General features: G+C 72.8%; 10 protein-coding genes. 5 read left to right on the top strand and 5 right to left on the bottom strand.

Annotated elements, in window-relative coordinates:
• Positions 1–3: 3 nt before the first annotated feature.
• On the bottom strand, positions 4–906 hold the full coding sequence (locus tag ACIO3O_RS32820; protein WP_401752249.1) for a helix-turn-helix domain-containing protein: 903 nt from the start codon (positions 904–906) through the stop codon (positions 4–6).
• Positions 907–1,169: 263 nt separating this feature from the next.
• Here ACIO3O_RS32820 and ACIO3O_RS32815 point away from each other — a divergent pair, with 263 nt between their 5' ends.
• A complete protein-coding gene (locus ACIO3O_RS32815; RefSeq protein WP_401752247.1) occupies positions 1,170–2,384 on the top strand; it encodes an MFS transporter in 1,215 nt (404 codons plus the stop codon).
• 189 nt (positions 2,385–2,573) lie between these two features.
• Positions 2,574–3,203, top strand: a complete 630-nt coding sequence (locus tag ACIO3O_RS32810) for a TetR/AcrR family transcriptional regulator (protein ID WP_401752397.1) — start codon at positions 2,574–2,576, stop codon at positions 3,201–3,203.
• On the opposite strand, the gene ACIO3O_RS32805 is transcribed toward ACIO3O_RS32810, so the two are convergent.
• Together ACIO3O_RS32805 and ACIO3O_RS32800 are read right to left on the bottom strand one after the other, a co-directional pair.
• Positions 3,183–4,139 carry a MaoC family dehydratase gene (locus ACIO3O_RS32805; protein WP_401752245.1) on the bottom strand — a complete coding sequence of 319 codons (957 nt, stop codon included), beginning with the start codon at positions 4,137–4,139 and terminating at the stop codon, positions 3,183–3,185. The genes ACIO3O_RS32810 and ACIO3O_RS32805 overlap by 21 nt on opposite strands.
• A 2-nt stretch (positions 4,140–4,141) precedes the next feature.
• Positions 4,142–5,458, bottom strand: coding sequence for a 3-oxoacyl-ACP reductase (locus ACIO3O_RS32800; RefSeq protein ID WP_401752243.1), 1,317 nt, complete (start codon positions 5,456–5,458; stop codon positions 4,142–4,144).
• 89 nt (positions 5,459–5,547) lie between these two features.
• On the opposite strand from ACIO3O_RS32800, the gene ACIO3O_RS32795 reads away from it, so the two are divergent.
• The 3 genes from ACIO3O_RS32795 to ACIO3O_RS32785 all read left to right on the top strand — a co-directional run bounded on the left by ACIO3O_RS32795 (position 5,548) and on the right by ACIO3O_RS32785 (position 14,967).
• Positions 5,548–6,876, top strand: a complete 1,329-nt coding sequence (locus ACIO3O_RS32795) for an acetyl-CoA C-acetyltransferase (RefSeq protein WP_401752242.1) — start codon at positions 5,548–5,550, stop codon at positions 6,874–6,876.
• 129 nt (positions 6,877–7,005) lie between these two features.
• Positions 7,006–7,359: a hypothetical protein gene (locus ACIO3O_RS32790; RefSeq protein ID WP_401752240.1), complete on the top strand. Its 354-nt coding sequence runs from the start codon at positions 7,006–7,008 to the stop codon at positions 7,357–7,359.
• A gap of 345 nt (positions 7,360–7,704) precedes the next feature.
• A complete protein-coding gene (locus ACIO3O_RS32785) occupies positions 7,705–14,967 on the top strand; it encodes a LamG-like jellyroll fold domain-containing protein (RefSeq protein ID WP_401752238.1) in 7,263 nt (2,420 codons plus the stop codon).
• Between the two features lie 76 nt (positions 14,968–15,043).
• Here the strand turns inward: ACIO3O_RS32785 and ACIO3O_RS32780 are convergent, their stop codons facing one another.
• Together ACIO3O_RS32780 and ACIO3O_RS32775 are read right to left on the bottom strand one after the other, a co-directional pair.
• Positions 15,044–15,232, bottom strand: coding sequence for a ferredoxin (locus ACIO3O_RS32780; RefSeq protein ID WP_401752236.1), 189 nt, complete (start codon positions 15,230–15,232; stop codon positions 15,044–15,046).
• Positions 15,233–15,255: 23 nt separating this feature from the next.
• Positions 15,256–16,473: a cytochrome P450 gene (locus ACIO3O_RS32775; RefSeq protein WP_401752234.1), complete on the bottom strand. Its 1,218-nt coding sequence runs from the start codon at positions 16,471–16,473 to the stop codon at positions 15,256–15,258.
• Positions 16,474–16,502: the final 29 nt, after the last annotated feature.

Here is a 16,502-nt window from a genome sequence, read left to right as displayed (position 1 = left end):
TGCTCACCGTGCTCGTTCGGCGTCCCCGGCGTCCCCGGCGTCCCCGGCGTCCCCGGCGTCCCCGGCGTCCCCGGCGTCCCCGGCGAGCGCGGTGAGCGCGGTGAGCGCCTCCTGGGTCGCCCCGTCGTCGGGCAGGTAGGCCAGCAAGTGGTGGCCCGGCTCGTCCACGGCGGCGAGCTTGACGTACCGCAGGCGCAGGTCACCGGCGACCGGGTGCCGGAAGTGGCGTACGGCGGGGTGGAACGCCGAGGTCTCCCGGTCGCGGTACCAGCGCAGGGCGTCCGGGTCGGCCAGCAGCTCCTCGGTGATCTCCGCGTAGCGGGCGTCCCCGGGATGCCGGGCGGCCCGCGCCCGGAACTGTCCGAGCAGGCTCCGTGCCTCCGGCTCCCAGTCGGCCAGCAGCGTACGGACCGGCGGCCAGCGGAACACCAGCCACAGCAGGTTGCGCTGCTTGGGCGCCAGGCGGGCCATGTCGGTCAGCAGTGAGGCGTACCCCGCGTTCCAGGCGATGAGGTCCCAGTGCGGGTCGAGCACCGCGGCCGGGTTCGGCGTCAGCGACTCCACCAACGACAGCAGATTCCGGGACACCCACACCGGCGGCCGCTCGGCGGGACCGTCGTGCTCCACGAACGACAGCACGTGCGCGGTCTCGTCCGCACTCAGCCGCAGCGCCCGCGCCACGGACCGCAGCACCTGCTCCGACGTACGGACCCGCCCCTGTTCCAGCCAGGCGTACCAGGAGCTGCTGACACCGGCGAGAGTGGCGACCTCCTCGCGCCGCAGCCCCGGCGTACGGCGTCGCGGTGAGCCGGACAGCCCCACCTCGGCGGGCGCGAGCCGCTCACGACGTGAACGCAGAAAGGCACCCAACTCGCGACGCGGTCCGCCGGGTTCACCGCCGCTCACGCCCTCGCCCCTTCCCCTGACCTCGGCCTGCTCCCGGGGCGGCACCCCAGGGTGTGAGCAAGGGTAATCGGCTACGGGGCCACGCCGGCCGGTGGCGGTGATGGTCTGGACACATCGGTCCGACAGCCCCACGAGCGCGGGCCGACCGGTCCACGTGTGCGGGTCGACCGATCCGCGTGTGCGGGTCGACCGATCCGCGTGCGTGGGCCGACCGACCCGCGGACACGACCGAACAAAGCCCCCCAAGAGCCCCAAGGAACCCCATGGACACCGCCGACTCACCCCGCACCACACCCGCACCCTCACACCCCTCCACCCCCACCCCGGCCGCCCCACCCCTCCCCGCCGCCTCGCTCCGGCTCCTGCGCGCGGCCGGGTTCGTCAGCAACTTCGACCGCTTCTGCATCACCCCGATGCTGTTGCTCATCGGCGCCCAACTCGGCGTTCAGCTGGCCACGGTGATGCTCGCCGCCAGCGGTTACTTCCTTGCCTACGGCCTGATGCAGCCGGTCTGGGGGCTGGCCAGCGACCGGTTCGGCCGGGTGCGGGTCATGCGGATCTCGCTGGCCGGGGCCGCCGTCGCCGCTCTGTGTTCGGTGCTCGCGCCCGGCGCGACCGTGCTGATCGCGGCACGCATCGCGGCCGGCGCGTTCTTCGCCGCCTCCATCGCCGCCTCCATCACGTACGTCGGGGACACCGTGCCCGCCGCGGTCCGTCAGCGCCCGCTGAGCGAGCTGATGACCGCGTTCGCGCTGGGCACCGCCGTGGCGACCGTCGTCGCCGGGGCGCTGGCGCACTACGTGAGCTGGCGGCTGGTCTTCGCCCTGCCCGGTGTGATCGCCCTCTACCTGGTCGTCGCCCTGCGCCGCCTCCCGGAACCGCCGCGTGCGGCGCCCGGCGCGCTGCTCGCCCCGTTCAAGGTCGTCCTGAGTTCCCGCTGGCAGTGGTACGTCATGGCGGTCGCGATGCTCGAAGGCGCCGTCCTGCTGGGCTTCCTGACGTACATCGCGCCCGCCCTGGAGGCCCGGGGCGCCTCGGCGACCCTGGCCGGGGCGGTGTCCGCGCTCTACGGCGTCGGCTCGATGGCCGCCTCGCAGCTGGTCAAGCGCCTGGTCGGACGCTGGAGTGCGGCGGGTCTCATCGTGGCCGGCGGGGTGCAGATGGCGGTGGCCTTCGGCTTCGCCGCGGTCAGCCTGTCGGTGCCTTCCCTGGTGGTGTGCGCCCTGCTGCTCGGTGGCGGGTGGTCGTTCATGCACTCCACGATCCAGTCGTGGGCCACCACGCTGTCCCCGGCCGCCCGTGCCACCGGTGTCGCGATGTTCGGGGTGGCTCTGTACGTCGGCTCGGCCCTGGCCAGCGCCTTCGCCGCGGGGCCCGCGGAACGCCATGCGTACCCGGGCATGTTCCTGACGGCCGCCCTCCTCACCGTCCCGCTGACGGTGGCCGCCGCGGTGGGCCGCGCCCGCTGCCGCAGCTGACCGCCGCGTCGCGGGTCCGCCCGATCGGGGCCCGTCGGCCAGGTCGGGGCGGCCGCCCCGCGCCGTAGGCTTGCCGCAGAGTAGGAGCGGCGGCCACTGACCGGGCCGCCGAGCCAGTGGGGCGAAGGGGACAGGGGACTCATGGGAGCGTCGGACGGTACGCCGGTGGCGACGGGGCGGACCAAGCGCATGCCGCGTGCGGTGCGGGAGCAGCAGATGATGGACGCCGCCGTGGAGACCTTCGCACGGCTCGGGTACCGGGCGGCCTCCATGGACCAGATCGCCGAGCTGGCGGGGGTGTCCAAGCCGCTGGTGTATCTGTATCTGAACTCCAAGGACGAGCTGTTCACCGCCTGCATCCGGCGGGAGGCGGGTGCTCTCGTCGAGGCGGTACGGGCCGGGATCGAGCCCGGGCTGCCCGCCGACCGGCAGCTCTGGGACGGGCTCACCGCCTTCTTCACCCACACCGCCGAGAACCCCGACGGCTGGTCCGTCCTGCACAGCCAGGCCCGTACCCACGGCGAGCCCTTCGCCGGCGAGGTGGCCGCGATGCGGGAGGAGATCACGGCGTTCGTGAACCACCTCATCGGCGACGCCGCCCGCGAGGCCCGCTGCGATCCGCACCTGGCCGACCGCGAGGTCGCCGGGCTCGCCCAGGCCCTGGTCGGCGCGGCCGAGTCCCTCGCGGCCTGGGCCAACGACACCCCCGGCGTCAGCGCCCGGGAGGCCGCCTCCACCCTCATGAACTTCGCCTGGGCGGGGCTGGAGAACCTCATGAAGGGGGAGCGGTGGTCGGCCTCAGCGGCCAAGGTCCGTTGAGGCCGTTCCCGTCAGGTGCGGGCGGCCGTCCCTGCTGCCCCGGAGTGCGAAGCCGTTGTCCGGGAGGCGTACGTACGTCACGCGCGTCGGCAGGAGGACAGGGGCCCTGAACTCGGCCCGTACGGACACCACTTCAGGCAGCTGCGCCTCCGCCACGCACCGCGCGAAGGTCCACATCCCGTGCGCGATCGCCTTCGGAAACCCGAAGAGGCGCGCGGTGAGCGGGTGGAGGTGGATGGGATTCAGATCCCCGGACACCCGCCCGTACCGCCGCCCGAGATCCCCGTCCAGCACCCACTCCACACCACCCCCCGCCCCCTTGGGCACCGCCTCTTGCCGCCCCGCCCCCTTGGGCTCGGCCTCTTGCCGCTCCGTCCCCTTGGGCGACGGGGCCGCCCCAAGGGGGCGGAACGGGCGGGCAAGGGGGCGGCCCGCCCGACTCCGGGCCACCCCGGTCCCGGCCCCTGCCTCAGCCCCGTCACCGCCCCCGGCCCGCGCCAAGTACGTGCTGCGCGACACCCACACCGGCTCCCCCACACCCTCGCCCCGCACCTCCGTCACCATCACCACCTCCACCCCCCTCCGATGCCCCCGCACCCCCTCCGCGTACACCGCCACATCCACCCGCTCCGCCGGGCTCAGCGCCCTCCGCTGCGTCACCTCGATCCCCGTGTGGACCAGACCCAGCAGCGGCAGCGGGAAGTCCCGGGCCGCCATGATCCGCATCGCGAGCGGAAAGCCGAGCAGATGGGGATAGGGGAGCGGCACCGGCGCCGCCCCCTCGTACCCGCACAGCCGCGCGTACGCCGCCACCTTCCCGGGGTCCAGCACGACCCCCTTGCGCACCAGCCGCGGCGAGGCGAGCCCGACCGAGGCGGCATCGCGGGGCACCTTCTTGAAGGGGGACCGCGCCGCCCCCGCCACCACATGCAGCATCCTCAGGCCCCCAACAGGCTCTGCCCGCACACCCGGACCACCTGCCCCGTCACCGCGCCCGAGCCCGGATGCGCCAGCCACGCCGTCGTCTCGGCGACGTCCTCCGGGAGGCCGCCCTGGCCGAGGGAGTTCATCCGGCGGCCCGCCTCGCGGATCATCAGCGGAACGGCCGCCGTCATCCTCGTCTCGATGAACCCGGGGGCCACCGCGTTGACCGTGATGCCGTACGCGGCCAGCCCCGGGGCCAGCGCCCGCACCAGGCCCGCCACGCCCGCCTTGCTCGCCGCGTAGTTCGTCTGGCCCGCGTTGCCCGCGATCCCCGCGATCGAGGAGGTGGCGACGATCCGTGCGCCCTCGCCCAGCACGCCCGACTTCACGAGCGACTGGGTGGTCCGTATGACGGAGCCGAGGTTCACGTCCAGGACCGAACTCCACGTCTCCGCCGACATGTTGGCGAGCTTCTTGTCGCGCGTGATCCCCGCGTTGTGGACCAGAACGTCGAGCGGTCCCGACGCCGCGATCCGCTCGGCGGCGTCCTGCGCCGTGATGTCGAGGGGCAGCGCGGTGCCCCCGACCCGTACCGCCGTGCGCTCCAGGTCCTCGGCCGCCTGGGGGACGTCCAGGCACACCACGTGCGCCCCGTCCCTGGCCAGCGTCGCCGCGACGGCCGCGCCGATGCCCCGGGCGGCCCCGGTGACCAGTGCCGTGCGGCCGTCGAGCGGCCGGTCCCAGTCGACGTCGTACGCCAACGAGCTTGGCGTGCCCGTCAGTTGGACGACCTGCCCGCTCACGTACGCCGACTTCGGGGAGAGCAGGAAGCGCAGGGTGGACTCCGCACCGGAGGCCTCGCCGGGGGCCAGGCGCAGGAGCTGCACCGTGCGGCCGCGCCCGATCTCCTTCGCGAGGGAGCGGACGAATCCCTCCAACGCCTGTTGCGCGGCGGCCTGTTCGGGGTCGTCGGGGGAGAGGTGGGAGCCGAGCACGAGGACGCGTCCGCCGCTCGCCACGGTCCGCACGACCGGGTGCAGCGCCGCGTGGACGTCCGCGAGGCCGTCCACCGTGACCACGCCGGTCGCGTCCAGGACCACGGCGGCGGGCGCCCCGGCCGAGGGGACGACGCGCAGTCCGGTACGGGGGAGGAGATCCCCCAGTGCCTCGGTGTGCGCGGAGGTGCCCGCCGTGAGGTGCAGCAACTCGCCGCCCAGGGTGGGGCGTTCGGGCGACCAGCGGAGGAGGGCGGCCGGTTGCGGCAGGCCGAGTCTCCGGGTCAGGAAACGGCCGGGTGCCGTGCCCGTGAAGTGCAGATAGCGATCGGCCATCGTCCCTACTTCCTGCGCGGTGGTGGCGGTACGGTGATGCCTGTATTTACTTCTGAGTAAGGTTACTCAAGAGTCAGGAGCTGGTCGAGATGACGCCGCCGACACCCCAGGAGCCCCAGAAGCCCCAGCCGTACGTCGCGTGGCCGCACCGGGTCGCGGTGATCGGCGGCAGTCGCATCCCGTTTGCCCGCTCCGACGGCCCGTACGCGACCGCCTCCAACCAGGAGATGCTGACGGCGGCACTCGACGGACTGGTGGAGCGGTACGGGCTCCACGGGGCCGGTGCGGTCGGGGAGTTCGCGGCGGGCGCGGTCCTCAAGCACAGCCGCGACTTCAACCTGGCCCGCGAGACGGTCCTCGGCTCGAAGCTGGACCCGCGCACCCCCGCCTACGACCTCCAGCAGGCCTGCGGCACCGGCCTCCAGGCCGTCATCGCCACCGCCAACAAGATCGCCCTCGGGCAGCTCGACTCGGCGGTGGCGGGCGGCGCGGACACGGCGAGCGACGCGCCGCTGGGGGTCAACGACGCGCTGCGCCGCATCCTGCTGGAAGCGCGGCGGGCGACGTCGGCCCCCGCCCGCCTCCGGGCACTCGCCCGTGTCCGCCCCCGCCATCTCGTCCCCGACATCCCCCGCAACGCCGAGCCCCGCACCGGCCTCTCGATGGGCGAGCACGCGGCACGCACCGCGCGGGCGTGGGGCATCGAGCGGGCCGAGCAGGACGCGTTGGCGGCCGCCAGCCACCGGCGGCTGGCCTCGGCGTACGAGAGAGGATTCCTGGCGGACCTGGTCACCCCCTACCGGGGCCTGGACCGCGACCAGAACCTCCGCCCGAACTCCACCGCCGAGCAACTCGTCCGCCTGAAGCCGGTGTTCGGGGTCCGGGCGGGCGACGCGACGATGACGGCGGGGAACTCCACCCCCCTCACGGACGGCGCGGCGACCGTCCTCCTCGCGAACGACGCATGGGCCGCCGCCCGGGACCTGACTCCCCTCGCCTACCTCACGGCGTACGAAACGGCCGCCGTCGACTACCTCCACGACGAGCCCGGCCCCGACCGGGACGGGCTGCTCATGGCCCCCGCGCACGCCGTCCCCCGCATGCTGGAGCGGGCGGGCCTGGGCATCGAGGACTTCGACCTCTTCGAGATCCACGAGGCCTTCGCCTCCCAGGTCCTGGCCACCCTCGCCGCCTGGGAGAAGCAGGGCCTGGCCCCCGTCGACCGCGACCGCCTCAACGTGGCGGGCTCCTCCCTCGCCACCGGCCACCCCTTCGCCGCGACGGGCGCCCGCATCGTCGCCACCCTGGCCAAGCTGCTCGCCGAACGCGGCGTCCGGGAGGACCGCCCGGTCCGCGGCCTGATCTCGATCTGCGCGGCGGGCGGCCAGGGCATCACCGCCATCCTCGAACGCCCGTAGGGGCGTGTCCGGCCGAGCGGGTGAGAGCGGATCGTTTCGGCGGCACTCGTTGGAGGGAGAGGGGGCGACGCGGCCCGCCCGGCCGGGCACGGTGGGCCGCGTCGCCCCCTCAGTACCGAGGAGTTACCCATGACCCGTACCCGCCGCATGCTCACCGCCGCAGCCGGTGGTGCCGCCGCCCTCCTGACCTGCCTCCCGGGCTCGGCCGTCGCGGCCTCGGGGGAGTTCAGCTACGTGTACGACGACGCGGGCCACCGCACCTCCCTGGTGGACCCGCCGAGCGGAACGTGCATCATGCTGCCGGGCACCGGCCAGGACTGGTTCGACAAGCTCCCCATGATCGCGCCGCACAACGGCACGGACCAGCGGGTCTACGTCTACCAGTCCAAGGACTGCACGGGCGAGCGGTACGGCATCGACCCGATGTCCGGCACGGAGGAGTCGCTCCCGAGGGTGACGATGCGCTCGGTCCGCTTCGACTGAGACCGGCGGCCGTGCGCGGGTGACGGGTGCACTCCCGGCCGCCCGGACCGACGAAGCCTTACGTCCGGCTGCGCCCCTATCCCAACGGGCCTCCCCGGCGCACCGGTTCAGGAGAATTCGCTCGCCTTTCGGCGGCGGCCCGTCCCCGGTTGGTACACATGCGGCCGGGGCGATCACGCGCCCCGCTCATCCTCTCCCCGCACGGCTCGGAGCCGCAGGGTGGAGCAACCCGGCCGGAAACATCGGATTTCCGCCATTGTCATGAACTCGGGAGTTTTGTAGGGGTAGTTGGGGGAGTGTGCCGGGGCGAGGGCAGCCCACGCCCTCGCTGGAGGGGAATCTCACGTGTCCGTGGATCTTCCGGCGAACAGTCGCCTCAAGACGTACAGCGATCGCGAGTACGTCCACACCACCCTGGTCCGGCACCAGGGCACCACCATCGCGCTGGCCATCGACGAGGACCGGCGCCTGTACTACAGCGTGCTGGACCTCAACGGGCAGGCGACCGGCGCCGGTTCGGGCCGAGCGGCTCCCGCGCCCGGTGCCGACCTCGACGTCCTCCACTGGTCGGAGGAGCCGAGGGAACTCCGCTTCCCGGCCGAGATCGCCCGCGCCGGTTTCGCGGCGGCCGGGGCCGCCCGGCTGCCGCGCGTCCAGCTCGGCGGGGCGGCCGAGGAGGGGCCGGGGAAGATCCTGCTGGACGACGAGGTCGACGACTTCCGCTCCGGCACGGGACGCCTGACCGCCCCGTACCCCTTCCAGGTCGTCTCGGACGGCAAGCACGTCTTTGTGTTCCGGCAAGCGGTCGGCGCCGACCACGAGGACGCGCTCTACCGGCTGACCAGCGGCGGCACCACCGGCGACAAGGCCCACCCGGGGCGGCAGACCGACAGTGCGCAGCGCGTCGTCCAGGTCGCCCCGGACGCGCTGCTCTGCGACCGGTTCGTGCTCACCGGCACCGAGCTCAAGCCGGTCCAGGAGGTCCGCTACCGGCGCAGCAGGCACCGTGACCAGCCGGAATCGGCCAAGGACAGCCTCGGCACCACCGACATGAACGGCCGCCCCTTCTACGAGCCGACCCTCGTGCTCGGCTTCGCGGGCAAGGTCACCGAGGGCCGGTTCGCCGTCCTCCTGGTGCCGACGCTCGTCGCCGACACCAGCCGCTGGCAGTTCTTCCTCGCCGACGCGGCCGGCACCGGCATCGAGTCCGTCAACGTCGAGCAGTCCGAGGACGGGCGCTTCCACACCCAGGGCAGCCGCCTCTACCGCTGCCCGAACGCCGCCTGCAAGGACGCCGTCCTGGAGCGGGCCCCCGGCGTCTGCGCGGCCAGCGGACACGACCTGGTGCCCGTCCAGCCGGACACCCGGTTCGCGGAAGCGGCGCTGTCCTTCGCGCAGGGGTACGGGGAACTGGCCACCGGTGGCGAGGAGATGAAGCTCGGTCCGGCCCCGTACACCGTCGAGGCATGGATCAGGCCGACCGCGTTCGGCGGCACGATCCTGGCGACCACGGGCGGGGCGGACGGGACCGCACCGGGCGGCATCAGGATCGCCCTGACCGCCAACGGGGGCGTGTCGGTCACGCACGGCCTCGCGGACGGCACCACGGCGACGGTGACCCCGTACGCCGCCGGGCTGAAGAGAGGCGAGTACCAGCACATCGGCATCGCCTACAACGGCAAGGAGGTGGCCTTCTACAAGCAGGGCTACTGGAAGACCTGGGCCGCCCTCGTCCCCGCCTGCGCCCCCGGCTCCCGCCTCCTCGTCGGCGCGTCCGCCAAGGCCGCCGGGACTCCCGGCGACTTCTTCGCGGGCGAGATCGACGAGGTGCGGGTCTGGCACCGCCGCCGCCCCGGCGTTGAGATGAACGCCGACTTCGCCACCCGTCTGGTCGGCGACGAGCCGGGCCTCGCCGCGTACTACCGCTTCGACGAGGGCACCGGCACCACGGTCTACGACCAGAGCGGCCACGGCCGCGACCTCGCCCTCGGCGGCAGCACCGCCTGGACGGAGTCCGAGGCGCCGGTCGCCGACCACCCGGGCATCCGCCGCGACTCCTTCCGGCTCGAAGGCCGTACGGTCGCGGGCGGCCTGAGCGCCGTGCTCCACCACCAGCAGGAGGAGGGCGCGGTCGGCCACGAGGGCACGGCCAAGCCGCTCAAGCGGCAGGCGCGCGTGCTGCTGGCGTGGACGGCGAGCAAGGAGACCGGGGGCGCGGGCGGCACGGGTGACACGGGTGTCGGCCGGATCGCCACCCTCGACTTCGCGGTGGCCAACGACGGCAGGCTCGCCCAGGTGCCCGACGTGCTCGCGCTCCCGAAGGTCGGCGCGAACCTGCACGAGGTCAACGCGGAGCGAATGAACGCCCTCAAGCTCGAAATCCCCCTGGTGGAAGCCGAGTTGGAGGCCGCCACCAAGGCCCTCGACATCCTCAAGGGCGACGTCGCCGACCCCGACCGGTTGGAGGCGTCGCTCCGGAAGGCGATGGCGGACGCCTGGCAGGCCGGTGCTCCCGCCGCCGACGGCTCCGTCGCCGACTGCCTCCTCGTCACGCGCCCGCCGAACTCCCGAGGTCCTGCGGACTACGAGTACATCGCGTACTCCGTCGGCAGCGACGGGGTCAAGCGGCCCGTGCTCCGTTCCGGGACGCCCGGCGAAACGGACTCGACCGCCCTGTGGACGGGAGTCCCCTTCGGGGAGCGCGCCTCCGCACCGGCCGGTGCGCAGGGCGGCGGGGGCGGCGGCCTCTCCGTGTCCGACGAGGACGAGAACGGTGGCGGCGACGGCCTCGGAGCACCGGCCCGGCCGGAATCCTTCGGCGACGGAATCTCCGGCGGCCCCTTCGGCGGCCTCTCCGGCGGCCCCTTCGGCGGCCTCTCCGGCGGCCCCTCCGACGGCTCCGCCTCGGCGGACTCCTCCGGCTGGCACTTCCGCAGCACCCCCGCCGACCAGTTCCTGAGCTGCTCCGGCAAGGACCCGGTCGTCTCGGCGACCGGCACGAAGCTGACGTACTCACCGGGCACCGGCCTCCTCACCGGCGGCGGCAACCAACTGCACCGGCACAACGACGGACGCCTCGTGATGAACGACGCGTACGTCATGAACGGCGAGTCCGTATCCGTCACCGTGCACATCGTCCCCGTCCGCCCCGCCGCCACCAACGCGAAGGCGACGCAGGCCGCTTCCGACGTCCGCGCCCTCCTGGCCCGCGCGGGCGAGTACCGCAAGCACCGCGACCACTCCAGCCATCTCGGCGATCTCATCGCCCAGCACACCCAGCTCACCAACACCCTCAAGAGCCTCCTCGAAGAGCTCGGCCGGGTCTCCGGCGGCACCCTGGGCCGCAGCGAGCACACCGAGCCCGTCGCCCACCTCGGCACCGACCGCTGCGGCCTCGGCCACTCCGGCGCACTCCTGGACTTCGCGAAGACCGGCACCACCCCGCACCTCGCCGACAGCGGCACCGGCCACCTCGGCCTGTACTTCCGCGACGAGCAGGAGCAGCTGACCGGGCTCTTCTACGACGCGAACGTCGGCCGGTCCGGCAAGTCCGTCGAGGCGACCGGCGGCACCACCCTGCGGCTCACCGCCCGCGACGCGGGCATCGACCTCAAGGGCGTCAGGGTCACCGTCACCGCCGACACGACCGGACCGTTCGCGGACCGCTGCACCCTCACCCTCGCCGACAAGAACGGCGACACCGAGACCTGGTCCCTGCTGCCCCGCAGGGTCACCGCCCTCGCCGACGCCCTGAACGGACTGCACGCCGAGCCCGCCCGGGTCGGCGTCGTCTCCTCCCTCAAGGCGGGCACCCTCACCCTCGACGTCGAAGGGGCCCGGCGTGCGCTCGCCGCAGGTGACCTCCTCGACATCGGCGGCACGGTGTACGCCGTCGCCGCGCCGGTCGCCGCGAAGGCCACCGAGGTGCGGGTCAAGCACGGCCCGGCGACGGCGGAGTTCCCGGCCGACACCCCGGTGCAGCTCGTCGGTTACGCCCCCGCGCTGGTCACGCACACCCGGCCCGGCGCGTCCGCCGCGTTCGGCTCCCGGCTGGTGACCGCCTCGCTCACCGGCACCGCAGGCACGGTCAAGGACGGCACCGCCAAGGACATCGGCAAGGCCCGACCGCCGCGCTGGTGGGGCGACCTGCCGGGCCGCTCCCTGGTCTTCGCCGCCGGTACGCAACTGCCCTCGCTCCCCGAGGACGCCGACCGGGAGACCGTCAAGCACACCGACGACGTCACCGTGGAGGCCTGGCTCCACCCCGCCGAGCCCCCCGCCGGAACCACCGTCTCGCGCATCGTGCACGCCCACGTCCCCGACCCGACCGGCGGCCCGTCGGCCACCTCGCGGTACACCCTCGCGCTGGGTGCGGCCGGCACGGACAAGCGCCGCCACCTGATCGCGGGCGTCGGCGACAACCTGGCCGTCAGCCGGGGCACCGTCCCCGTCGGCGAGTGGACCCATGTCGCCGCCGCCTTCGAGCAGTCCTGGGCACTGGACTTCGCCCACGCCCGCGCCGTGGTGGAGGCCCCGCACGCCGAGGACCTGAACATCGCCCGCGACCTCACCCTGGAGGTCTTCCTCCAGGTGGCCCAACTGGGCGGCGTGCAGGGCCTGTTGTCGAAGGGGCGGATCGACGACGGCACCGGAAAGCGGGTCCCGTACCAGCTCTCCGTGAATGCCGACGGCAAGCTGGTCTTCGCCTTCGAGGACGCCACGGGCCGCGAGATCCAGGCGGTCTCGAAGGACGCCCTCACGCCCGGCACGTTCCACCGCATCGCCGTCGTGCGCAAGCTGACCACCGTGCGCGAGGACAAGATGGGCACGAAGACCATCTCCTTCCTCGACAAGGCGGGCAAGGCGATCGAGCAGACGTTTGACGCCCTGGAGTCGGTCGTCACCCACAAGTACACCGACATCACCTTCCACATCGACCGCAAGACACCCAGCAGCACCCGCTACCAGGGCCACCCCGAGCTTTCCCACCCAGGCCCCCTCGACATCGGCCGCGCCCGCAACGGCGTCGCCGAGCAGCCCTTCTCCGGGATCATCAGCGAGCTGCGGATCTGGAACACCGCCCTCGCCGACGACCAGCTCTGCGCCGACCTGCCCCGCGAGACGCCCACCGGTCCCGGCGGGGTTCCGGCCAAGCGGGAGGGGCTGGTCGCGCACTGGCGGTTCGAGGAGAACGAGGGCAACGCCGCCCAGGACGAGTCCGGCAGCCACACCGCGAAGGTGCGCGGAGCCGTCTGGACGAAGAACCCCGACCCCGAGGGCAGCACCTTCCGCCTCTACCTCAACGGCCGCGCCACCGAGGCGATGCCGTACACGGAGGCCGACAAACTCCCCTACGGGGACCGGCAGTTCACTCTCGCGGGCCGCGTCGACGGCGGCACGGCCACCACGTCCGACCGCTACGTCGGCACCCTGGAAGAGGTCCGGGTCTGGCGCACCGCCCGCAGCGAGGAGCAACTGCTCGACAACCTCTACGGCCGCCTCACCGGCGACACCGCCGACCTCCTCGCCTACTACCCCTTCGACGACGAGTCCACGTCCGTCGACGCCACCAAGCTGATCGACTACGGGCCGCGCGGCGTCGACCTCCCGCTGTCCGCCACCCGGGCCGCACGGCCGGAGCCGGTCATGTCGACCGCCCCCATCTCCTCCGACACGCCCGAGGTGCGCTCGGCCTTCGCCACCGGCCGCCCCCTCTTCGTGCAGAAGACGGCGTCCGCACCGGCGGTGTCGGAGTACGCCGACCTCCAGCTGCTGCGGGACGGCAGCACGCGCGGCGTCCTGAAGCGGGCGTACGCGTACGTCCAGAACGGCCAGTGGCAGTTGATCACCGGCTTCAAGCTGGGCGACCTGAAGTCCGAGTGGGTGGGCCAGGTGCAGTTCGCGCCGCAGCTCATCGGGTACGTGGAGGGCGCGCCGCCGGTGCCGTCGGAGAACCTGGTGGCGACCCGGCGGCCCACCTCGCTCAGCTACATCAACACCACGTCGGTGGAGTTCAAGCAGGCCGACGAGGTCGTGGAGTCGCTGTCCTCCAGCAAGGACACCAGCGTGGACGCGTCCCTGGAGTTCGGGGTGAGCGCCGACTTCAACTTCAAGTCCCGCATCATCACCGCCCCGTTGGGCATCGGTACGTCCACGCCCATCACGGAGATCAAGGCCAACCTGCGCGGCGGCGCGAGCCTCGAATACTCCAACGGCTGGGGCGACCAGACCGAGCTGTCCGAGGGTCTCAACACCACCCGCTCCACCCTGGTGGGCCTCGGCGGCGCCTGGGACCCGGAGCACGAGGACGACGCCAAGAAGGGCGGCCGCCGCTTCCAGCCCGCCAACATGGGCTTCGCGCTCGTCCAGTCGGAGACCGCCGACGTCTTCGCGCTGCGCCTCGCGCACACGGGGGCGGTGGTCGCGTACCGGATGCTGCCCAACCCGGACATCCCGCGCGACTGGAACCTGATCCCGTTCGCGATCAACCCGCGCTACGTGAAGCAGGGCACCCTCGACGGCACCGTCGGCTTCAAGGAGGGCGCCAAGCTCCTGGACCCCGACTACCAGGACGCCACCGACCGGGGCGACTACAGCTACTTCAAGCCCCGGGAGGCGTACGCGCTCAAGCGCCGCATCGTGGAGGACATGCAGCGCCGCCAGGCCTACTACGAGGGCGTCTCCACCGAGACCCACCACCCCGACCCGACGGCCGAACGCGCCCGGGGCCTGCTCAGCAGCTTCATGGGCCCGGTGCGCGGGACGCAGGACGCCCAGCAGGACACGGCGAAGGAAGTGGCCTCCTTCGCCCGCCGCGACATCGTCAACACGTACGCGTGGTCGGCGGACGGCGGTTTCTTCGCGGAGACGACCGAGACCACGGACGTCGTCACCGAGACGACGTCGGGCACCTACAACTTCACCGGCAAGGCGACCGCCGGCGCGTCCTTGGGCTACACGGTCTCCGCCGTCGGCATGGGCTTCCAGCTCGACGCCTCGCTCGGCGGCAGCCTCACCCGCACCCGCTCGCGCAGCCGGGAGGCGACCCGCTCCTTCAGCCTGGAGGTGAAGGTCGACACTCCCGGAGACCTCCAGCTGTACAACAAGGACTCGATCCCGCAGTACGACACGGCGGGCAGGCCGATCGAGGTGCCGGGCCGGGTCGACGCGTACCGCTTCATGACCTTCTACCTGGACTCCGACAAGGCCAACTTCGAGGACTTCTTCGGCAAGGTCGTCGACCCCGCCTGGCTGAACGGCCCCACCGCGAACGCGGCGGCCCTGCGCCAGGCCGACCAGGCCGACCACAAGCCCCCGTGCTGGCGCGTCCTGCACCGGGTCACCTTCGTCAGCCGCAAGCTGCCCGACACGCTGGACGCGGGGGCGCCGCCGCTGCAGAGGGCGATGCGGGCGGCGGACGTCTCCAGCAACTTCGAGCTCGTACGGAGGCTGGAGCCGTACGTCGACCGGGCGGTGCGCAGTCGCTCGGAACTGGCGGCGAAGGTGCGGGACGCGATCAAGGTCCATCTGCCGGAGCTGACGCCGCACTCGGCGGCGATCGAGAAGTTCTTCGGCGACTACTACGGGCTGGAGGAACTGACCGCGTAGTGAAGTGAGTTGAGGGGTTGACGGCGGTGGCGTCCTCCTGGCCGGTCCGGCTCGGGAGGACGCCACCTGTCACGCCCTACTCCTCCCGCAGCGAGATCGCGCCCACCGGGCACGACTGGATCGCCAGGCTCAGCCGGGGGGAATCCGGGTGTGCCCCGGGACGTACCTCCGAGAAGCCGTCGTCGTCCTGGGTGAAGGTCTCCGGGGCGGAGAGCACGCACTGCCCCGCCCCGATGCAGACCTCCGTGTCGATCACGATCCGCATGTCCTCTTCTTCCTTCCTCACCCTCACCACGCCACCGGCAGTTCCGCCAGGCCCTGGATCTGGTCGCCGGGTTTGCACGGGATCCGGTCCGCAGGGGCGGCCAGCCGCAGGTTCGGCAGGCGGTGGAAGAGGGCGGGCAGGGCGATCTCCAGTTCCGCGCGGGCCAGGTTCTGGCCGAGGCACTGGTGGATGCCGAAGCCGAAGGCCAGGTGGCGGTCGGTACGGGCGAGGTCGAGGGCGTCGGGGGAGGAGTAGACGGCCGGGTCGCGGTTGATGAGGGACGTCGAGAAGATGACGGCCTCCCCGGCCCGGACCGTCTCGCCGCCGATCTCGATGTCGGCCGTCGCCAGGCGGGACATGCCGTCGGCGATGGACAGGAAGCGGAGGAGTTCCTCGACGGCCGTGCTCACCCCGGCCGGGTCCGCGGTGCGGAAGCGGGCGAGCTGTTCGGGGTGCTCCAGGAGGGCGTACGTACCGAGCGCGATCATGTTCGCGGTCGTCTCGTGCCCGGCGAGGAGCAGGATCAGGGCGAGGTTGACGAGTTCGTCGCGGTCGTCGAAGACGCCGATCATGTCGTCGAGCAGGCCCTCGGGAAGTCCGGGCTCGGCGGCCTGTTTCCGGTCAACCAAGTCGTTGAGATACGCGTCCAACGCGTCCCGCGCCGCCTCCACGTCCTCCTTCGCGGGCCCGCGCAGCAGCCGCCGCGAGGCCTCCTCGAAGAAGTCGTGGTCCGCGTACGGAACCCCCAGGAGCGCGCAGATCACGATCGACGGCACGGGCAGGGCGAAGGAACCGACCAGGTCGGCGGGTGAGCCCTGCGCGACCATGTCGTCCAGCAGCCGGTCCACCGTCGCCTGGATCGCGGGCCGCAGCCCGGCCGTGCGCTTCAGGGTGAAGCCGGGGATCAACTTCCGCCGCTGGGCGTTGTGTTCGGGGTCGTCGACGCCGAGCAGTTCGAGCCTGCGCCGCTCGACTCCCACCAGGCGTTTGGCGAAGACGGGGAAGTCGGGGCGTTCGCGGGCGGAGGAGAGCCGCTGGTCGGCGAGGAGGGCACGGGCCTCGGCGAGGCCGGTCACCATCCACACCGGGGTGCCGTCGAAGATCTCGACCCGGGTCAGGGGGCGGCCGGTGGCCCGCACGGGGTCGTAGCCGGGGGCGGGATCGTACGGGCAGGTGCGGTTCTGCGGGAAGACGACGGGGGCGACGGGCGACGCGGCCACGGGTGACTCAGTCACGGACAACCTCACTCACGGTCAAGCGGAGGGACCTC

This window comes from Streptomyces sp. NPDC087440, from assembly GCF_044744005.1.
Lineage (GTDB): Bacteria > Actinomycetota > Actinomycetes > Streptomycetales > Streptomycetaceae > Streptomyces.
Note: the sequence above shows the minus strand (reverse complement) of the source record. Positions and strands in the feature narration are given on the sequence as shown.